The sequence below is a fragment of the Bradyrhizobium sp. genome (assembly GCF_027451485.1).
GTDB lineage: Bacteria > Pseudomonadota > Alphaproteobacteria > Rhizobiales > Xanthobacteraceae > Bradyrhizobium.
The window spans coordinates 45837-52571 of record NZ_DAIDJE010000094.1 but is presented as its reverse complement, the minus strand read 5'-3'; the positions used below and the strand labels follow the sequence as shown (position 1 = coordinate 52571).

Genomic DNA, 6735 nt, shown 5'->3' with positions numbered 1-6735 from the left:
TCCAGCATGGCCTGTCACCCGTTTGACGGTTGGTATGACAACCATATGATTGGCTGCGCGGCGATAAGTCCACGGACTAATTCGCCGCAGGCTGAGTGATCTTGTTCTGCGCGATGACAGCCTCCAGCCGCGCGATGTTTTCCAGGAGGCGCTGGCTGGTCAGCACCAGGAAGTAATAGCCGAACTGCGGATTCTGGAAGTAGATCTCGAGGAGCTTTTCGTAGGTGATGGTGAGCACGTGGCCGTCCTCCAGGCAGGTGACGGTCGCGGTGCGCCGGTTGTCGGGCGACAGGAAGCCGAGTTCGCCCATCAGCCGCCCCGGCGGCAACTCGACACTGATCTCCTTGACCAGAAACCTTCCGGTCACTGTGAGGAACATCTCGGCGGCCGGGTCGTCCTTTCGAAACAGCACGTCGCCCTTGCGATACTTCCGCTCGGTCATGAACGGCTTCAACCATTCCATCGAGGTGTCGCCCTGCGTTGCGCTGCGCGCCATCTTCACGAGGTTGAGCATCTGGCGGAGCCGCCAGGCGTTGATCGGCACCATCAGCAGGTACAACAGAAACGTCGTGATGGTTCCGGTGAGCGCGCCGAAAGCCGCAAAGAAGGCGCAGCCGATCATGTTGGCGACCCGCAAGGGCACCATGGTCTGGGTCAGCAGCGTCGCGACGAAAAAGATCGCGCCGATCAGCGCCAGCAGGTTGGCGAGCGTGATGTTGGCGAGGAAGAGTTCGAGCAGGCGGTTGAAGATCGCGTCATAGGTGACATTGTTGGGGTCGAGCCCGAGCTGGATCAGGATCTTGGCGACCCGCAGATTGTCAGCCGCGGTGTCGAGGATGCGGTTGAGAACCGTCGACATGTCTGCACTGGGGATCATGACCGTTCCTTGCACAAAATTTGTCGCACCCGCCTTCTTTTCCGGCTGTCGCGTCAGGAAGCTGCTGCGGCTGACGCCCTTTCCGGATCCAGGCGGGTCGATTCCGACGAGCGGACTATACCCCGAAAAAACCCGGGGGCAGGCGGTTCGCAAGCGTAACAGCGCCGAATCCGGGCGGAAAAGGCGGCTAACCTCGCCTGGTCGGGAGCAAAAGCCCGCCTCGCTCTCCGCCCTTAGTCGAATGGCGATGACGGTACGGCGGCGGCCTGCTTGAGCGTGGTCGTCGGGCGAGGCGTATCCGCCCGCCCGGGTGTCAGTCACAAAGGCGCGCACCGCGGCGCGAGGAACAATTTTGTTCCTTAGCCGCGTCAACGCGCCGCGGCGATATCGCGCTTGTGAAGCGGAATGCCTCCATATCGCCGAGCGGTGCGACCAATTTTATTGATCCAGCTCAGGGCAGATTATCGTTAATAGTGCGTTAATACTCCGCCTGACAGCATATCGGTAGTGATCCGGAATGTTGCGGCATGGTTACAGAGCGTAGGATTCAGATGTTTTTTTATCCACGACGGATCGTCTTGCATAAGTATTGCATTGCCCCTTGGAGTCGGTCGCGTGTCCAATGGAGGTAGTTACGGGGACTGATTCGCGGGGCCGGTACAGACATCGCTCGACGACGTGGATGTGACAGCGACGCGCCTGAAAGCGGTGGCAGCAACCAGATGAGGAGCGGGATCAATGTATAACGACTCTCTGTTCAATGCTTTCGCCCGGTCGTTCGAGGCGCGGAGCGAGACCGACATGTCGATGGCGGAATATCTGGAGTCGTGTCGCGGCGACCCGATGAAATACGCGAATGCGGCAGAACGACTACTAGCTGCGATCGGCGAGCCTCAGATGATAGACACGGCCAGGGACCCACGCCTTGGCCGTATTTTTTTGAACCGGACCATGCGCGTCTATCCGGCCTTCGCCGGCTTTCACGGAATGGAAGAAACGATCGAACGCATCGTTGGTTTCTTCCGTCACGCAGCCCAGGGCCTCGAAGAGCGCAAGCAGATTCTTTACCTGCTCGGCCCGGTCGGCGGCGGCAAGTCCTCGCTCGCCGAGCGCTTGAAGTCGCTGATGGAAGTTCACCCGATCTACGTGCTGAAGGCCGGCGATGAACTCTCGCCCGTGTTCGAGTCACCGCTCGGCCTGTTCGATCCCGAACAGCTGGGGCCGATGATCGAGGAAAAGTACGGCATTCCGCGCCGGCGTCTCAACGGCTTGATGAGCCCGTGGTGCTACAAGCGGCTGGAGGCTTTCGGCGGCGATATTTCCCGCTTCCGCGTCGCCAAGATCCAGCCCTCCCGTCTGCGCCAGATCGCGATCGCCAAGACCGAGCCGGGCGACGAAAACAACCAGGACATCTCCTCGCTGGTCGGCAAGGTCGACATCCGCAAGCTCGAGACCTATGCGCAGAACGATCCCGACGCGTATAGCTACTCCGGCGGACTGAACCGCGCCAATCAGGGCATCCTCGAATTCGTCGAGATGTTCAAGGCGCCGATCAAGATGCTGCACCCGCTTTTGACCGCGACGCAGGAAGGCAACTACATCGGCACCGAGAATATCGGCGCGATCCCCTTCACCGGAGTCATTCTCGCGCACTCCAACGAAGCCGAATGGCAGAGCTTCAAGTCCAACAAGAACAACGAAGCGTTCATCGACCGTATCTGCGTCATCAAGGTGCCGTACTGCCTGCGCGTCACCGAAGAGCAGAAGATCTACGAGAAGCTCATCCAGGGCTCCGAGCTTGCGGCGGCGCCCTGCGCGCCGGCGACCCTCGAGACGCTTGCCCGCTTCTCGGTAATGTCGCGGCTTCGCCGGCACGAGAACTCGACGCTGTTTGCCAAGATGCGCGTCTATGACGGCGAGAGCCTGAAGGAGAGCGATCCGAAGGCGCGCAGCGTGCAGGAATATCGCGATGCCGCCGGCGTCGACGAGGGCATGGACGGCGTCTCGACCCGTTTCGCCTTCAAGGTGCTGGCCTCGACCTTCAACCACGACACCACCGAGATCGGCGCCGATCCCGTGCACCTGATGTACGTGCTGGAGCATTCGATCCGCCGCGAGCAGCTGCCGGAGGAAATCGAGAAGCGCTATCTCGAATTCATCAAGGCCGAGCTGGTGCCGCGCTATGCCGAGTTCATCGGCAACGAAATCCAGAAGGCCTATCTGGAATCCTACGCCGATTACGGCCAGAACCTGTTCGACCGTTACGTCGATTATGCCGATGCCTGGATCGAGGATCAGGACTTCAAGGATCCCGACACCGGCCAGATGCTCAACCGCGAGCTGCTCAATCAGGAGCTGACCAAGATCGAGAAGCCGGCGGGTATCGCCAACCCGAAGGATTTCCGCAACGAGGTCGTCAAGTTCTCGCTGCGCTCGCGCGCCCAGAACGGCGGCAAGAATCCGTCCTGGACGTCTTACGAAAAGATCCGCGAAGTCATCGAAAAACGCATATTCTCGCAGGTCGAGGATCTGCTTCCGGTGATCTCGTTCGGATCGAAGAAGGACGGCGAGACGGAAAAGAAGCACGGCGATTTCGTCGCGCGGATGGTGGAGCGCGGTTACACCGAGCGCCAGGTTCGTCGGCTCGTCGAATGGTACATGCGGGTGAAACAGGCCGGCTGAGGCGTCAACAGGAGTGAGGCGTCAACAGTGACCATGTTCATAGTCGATCGGCGACTGAATCCAGGCTCCAAGAGCCTGGAAAACCGCCAGCGGTTCCTGCGCCGTGCCAAGGCGTTGGTCCAGGGCGCCGTCAAGAAGACGTCGGAGGGCCGGGACATCAAGGATGTCCTGGAAGGCGGCGAGGTCTCCATCCCGCTTGACGGGATGCATGAGCCCCGCTTCCGCACCGAGGGCGGCACGCGTGACCGGGTGCTGCCCGGCAACAAGAAGTTTGTCGAGGGCGACGTGCTCCCGCGTCCGAACGGCGGCGGCGGCCGTGGTTCGCAGGCCGGCGAGGGCGACAGCGAGGACGATTTCCGTTTCGTGCTGTCGCGCGACGAATTCGTCGACCTGTTCCTGGACGACCTCGAATTGCCGGATCTTGCCAAGCGCAAGCTGGCGGAAGTCGAGAGCGAGGGCCTGCAGCGCGCCGGCTATTCGACGTCAGGGTCGCCGGCCAATATCTCGATCAGCCGCACCGTGCAGCTCGCACTGGCGCGCCGCGTCGCGTTGCGCCGGCCGAAGCCGCAGGAGATCGCCGAACTCGAGGCGGAACTGGAAGGCGAGAGGTCGGAAGTGCGCCGCGCCGAGATCCTGGCCGAGCTCGAGGCGCTCAAGGCCAAGGCCAAGCGCATTCCCTTCATCGATCCGCTCGACATTCGTTATCGGCGGTTTGAGACCGTGCCGAAACCGGTGGCGCAGGCGGTGATGTTCTGCCTGATGGACGTGTCGGGCTCGATGACAGAGCACATGAAGGACCTCGCCAAGAGGTTCTACATGCTGCTCTACGTCTTTCTCACGCGCCGCTACCGGCATGTCGAGATCGTCTTCATCCGCCATACCGATCACGCCGAGGAAGTCGACGAGCAGACGTTCTTCTACGGTCCGGCCTCCGGCGGCACCATGGTGTCCAGCGCCTTGCAGGCGATGAGCGACATCGTGCGCTCGCGCTTCAAGCCCTCCGACTGGAATATCTATGCGGCGCAGGCCTCCGACGGCGACAATTCGCTTGCCGACAGCCCGCTGACGGGACGGCTGCTGACCGAGAACATCCTGCCCGTGAGCCAGTTCTTCGCCTATCTCGAGGTCGGCGAGGCCAACGGCTCGACCTTCGAGATGCCGGACTCTTCACTGTGGACGCTGTATCAGCGCCTGCGCAGCGAAGGCCAGCCGCTGTCGATGCGCAAGGTCTCGACCCGCAGCGAAATCTTCCCGGTGTTTCACGATCTGTTCCAGCGCCGGAAGAACCAGGAGAAGGCCGCCTCATGACGACGCACGAACGTCTGTTCGAAGGTGCCGATTGGGACTTCCGGCAGCTCCAGCGCATCCACGATGCCTGCGAGGAGATCGCGCATGGCGAACTCGGGCTCGATACCTATCCGAACCAGATCGAGATCATCACGGCCGAGCAGATGCTTGATGCGTACTCGTCCTCCGGCATGCCGCTCTTCTACAAGCATTGGTCGTTTGGCAAGCGCTTCGCCCATCACGAGACGTTCTACCGCAAGGGCCTGATGGGCCTTGCCTACGAGATCGTCATCAATTCATCGCCGTGCATCTCCTATTTGATGGAGGAGAACACCGCGACCATGCAGACGCTGGTGATCGCGCACGCCGCGTTCGGCCACAACCATTTCTTCAAGAACAACTACCTGTTCAGGCAGTGGACCGACGCCGACGGCATTCTCGACTATCTCGATTTCGCCAAGGGCTACATCGCCCATTGCGAGGAACGTTATGGACGGCTTGCGGTAGAGATCACGCTCGATGCCGCGCATGCCCTGATGTCGCACGGCATCGACCGCTATCCCGGCAAGAAGGGCCTCGATCTTCGCGCCGAGGAAAAGCGCGCCCGCGAGCGGCGCGAGCACGAGCAGAGCATGTTCAATGATCTCTGGCGCACGGTGCCTTCGGGCCCGGCGAAGACCACCGAGATCCTGAACTCCGAACGGCGCCGCGCGCTGCTCGGCCTTCCGCAGGAGAATATCCTCTATTTCCTGGAAAAGACCGCGCCGCGATTGCATCCCTGGCAGCGCGAGGTGTTGCGGATCGTGCGTCATATCGCGCAATACTTCTATCCGCAGAGCCAGACCAAGGTCATGAACGAGGGCACGGCGACCTACGTGCACTATCGCATCATGAACCGCCTGCACGAACAGGGCCGTATCTCCGACGGCAACTTCATCGAATTTCTGCAATCCCACACCAACGTGGTGTTCCAGCCCGAATTCGACGACCAGCGTTTTTCGGACTTCAATCCGTACGCGCTCGGCTTTGCCATGATGCAGGACATCGAACGCATCGTCACCGATCCGGACGAGGAGGACCGCGAGTGGTTTCCCGATATCGCCGGCTCAGGCGATGTGATGGGCACGCTGCGCCAGGTCTGGGCCAATTACCGCGACGAAAGCTTCATCAGTCAGTTCCTGTCGCCGAAGCTGATCCGAAGCTGGCGGCTGTTCCATCTGCACGACGATCCCGCGTTCACCGAAGGCATCAAGGTCGACGCGATCCACGATGCGCGCGGCTACCGCCGCATCCGTCGCGAACTTGCGCGGCAATATGACGTCGGCTTCATCGATCCCAATATCGAGGTGGTCGACGTCGACCTCGCCGGAGATCGCCGTCTGGTCCTTCGCCATACGGTAGTGAAGGGAGCCCAGCTCAACGAAACGGACGCAAGGCGCGTGCTGCAACATCTCGCTGACCTGTGGACCTATGACGTATCGCTGGTTGAGGTCGACGCCAGGGACAAGGTGCTGAAGGAGTACGTCGTCAGCCCCCGCGCCCTTGCAATAGCCGCATAGCTCCCGCGTCTGGCGCCCAGTTTTCGTCAGGGGATATCTGTGGGGCGCCACCAAATCATCGCCAGGGCCGCCGAATTTTGCCCCAATCACACCCGGATATGGCAGGCGGGTGTGTGCAGTAGGGGATTACCATGGCGTACAAGCGGACTGAAGTTGCTATCGAAAAAATCATCGCATCATGCGATGGCAACATGCGGGGGGCGCTTGAAGCGCTGATGCTCGTCAACGAGCACCTCGAGGAAGAACTGCAGAGGCTTTATACCATCATGTCGCTCGGCGACGAGGGCGAGGAATACTGCTTTGCAACGGTGCATTGAGGAGCCGGTTTTC

At 60.9% G+C, this 6735-nt stretch carries 5 protein-coding genes; 4 read left to right on the top strand and 1 reads right to left on the bottom strand.

Going from position 1 to position 6735, the window contains the following annotated elements; genetic code table 11:
- Positions 1–76: 76 nt before the first annotated feature.
- A complete protein-coding gene (locus tag NEZ08_RS12610) occupies positions 77–874 on the bottom strand; it encodes a Crp/Fnr family transcriptional regulator (RefSeq protein WP_367278410.1) in 798 nt (265 codons plus the stop codon).
- A gap of 741 nt (positions 875–1615) precedes the next feature.
- Here NEZ08_RS12610 and NEZ08_RS12605 point away from each other — a divergent pair.
- The 4 genes from NEZ08_RS12605 to NEZ08_RS12590 all read left to right on the top strand — a co-directional run bounded on the left by NEZ08_RS12605 (position 1616) and on the right by NEZ08_RS12590 (position 6722).
- Positions 1616–3559 carry a PrkA family serine protein kinase gene (locus tag NEZ08_RS12605; protein WP_298107255.1) on the top strand — a complete coding sequence of 648 codons (1944 nt, stop codon included), beginning with the start codon at positions 1616–1618 and terminating at the stop codon, positions 3557–3559.
- Between the two features lie 33 nt (positions 3560–3592).
- Positions 3593–4867 carry a YeaH/YhbH family protein gene (locus NEZ08_RS12600; RefSeq protein ID WP_298107265.1) on the top strand — a complete coding sequence of 425 codons (1275 nt, stop codon included), beginning with the start codon at positions 3593–3595 and terminating at the stop codon, positions 4865–4867.
- Complete coding sequence (locus NEZ08_RS12595; protein WP_298107253.1) at positions 4864–6405, top strand: SpoVR family protein; 1542 nt, start codon at positions 4864–4866, stop codon at positions 6403–6405. The genes NEZ08_RS12600 and NEZ08_RS12595 overlap by 4 nt, the downstream gene beginning before the upstream one ends.
- 131 nt (positions 6406–6536) lie before the next feature.
- Positions 6537–6722 carry a hypothetical protein gene (locus NEZ08_RS12590; RefSeq protein ID WP_298107251.1) on the top strand — a complete coding sequence of 62 codons (186 nt, stop codon included), beginning with the start codon at positions 6537–6539 and terminating at the stop codon, positions 6720–6722.
- Positions 6723–6735 lie beyond the last annotated feature (13 nt).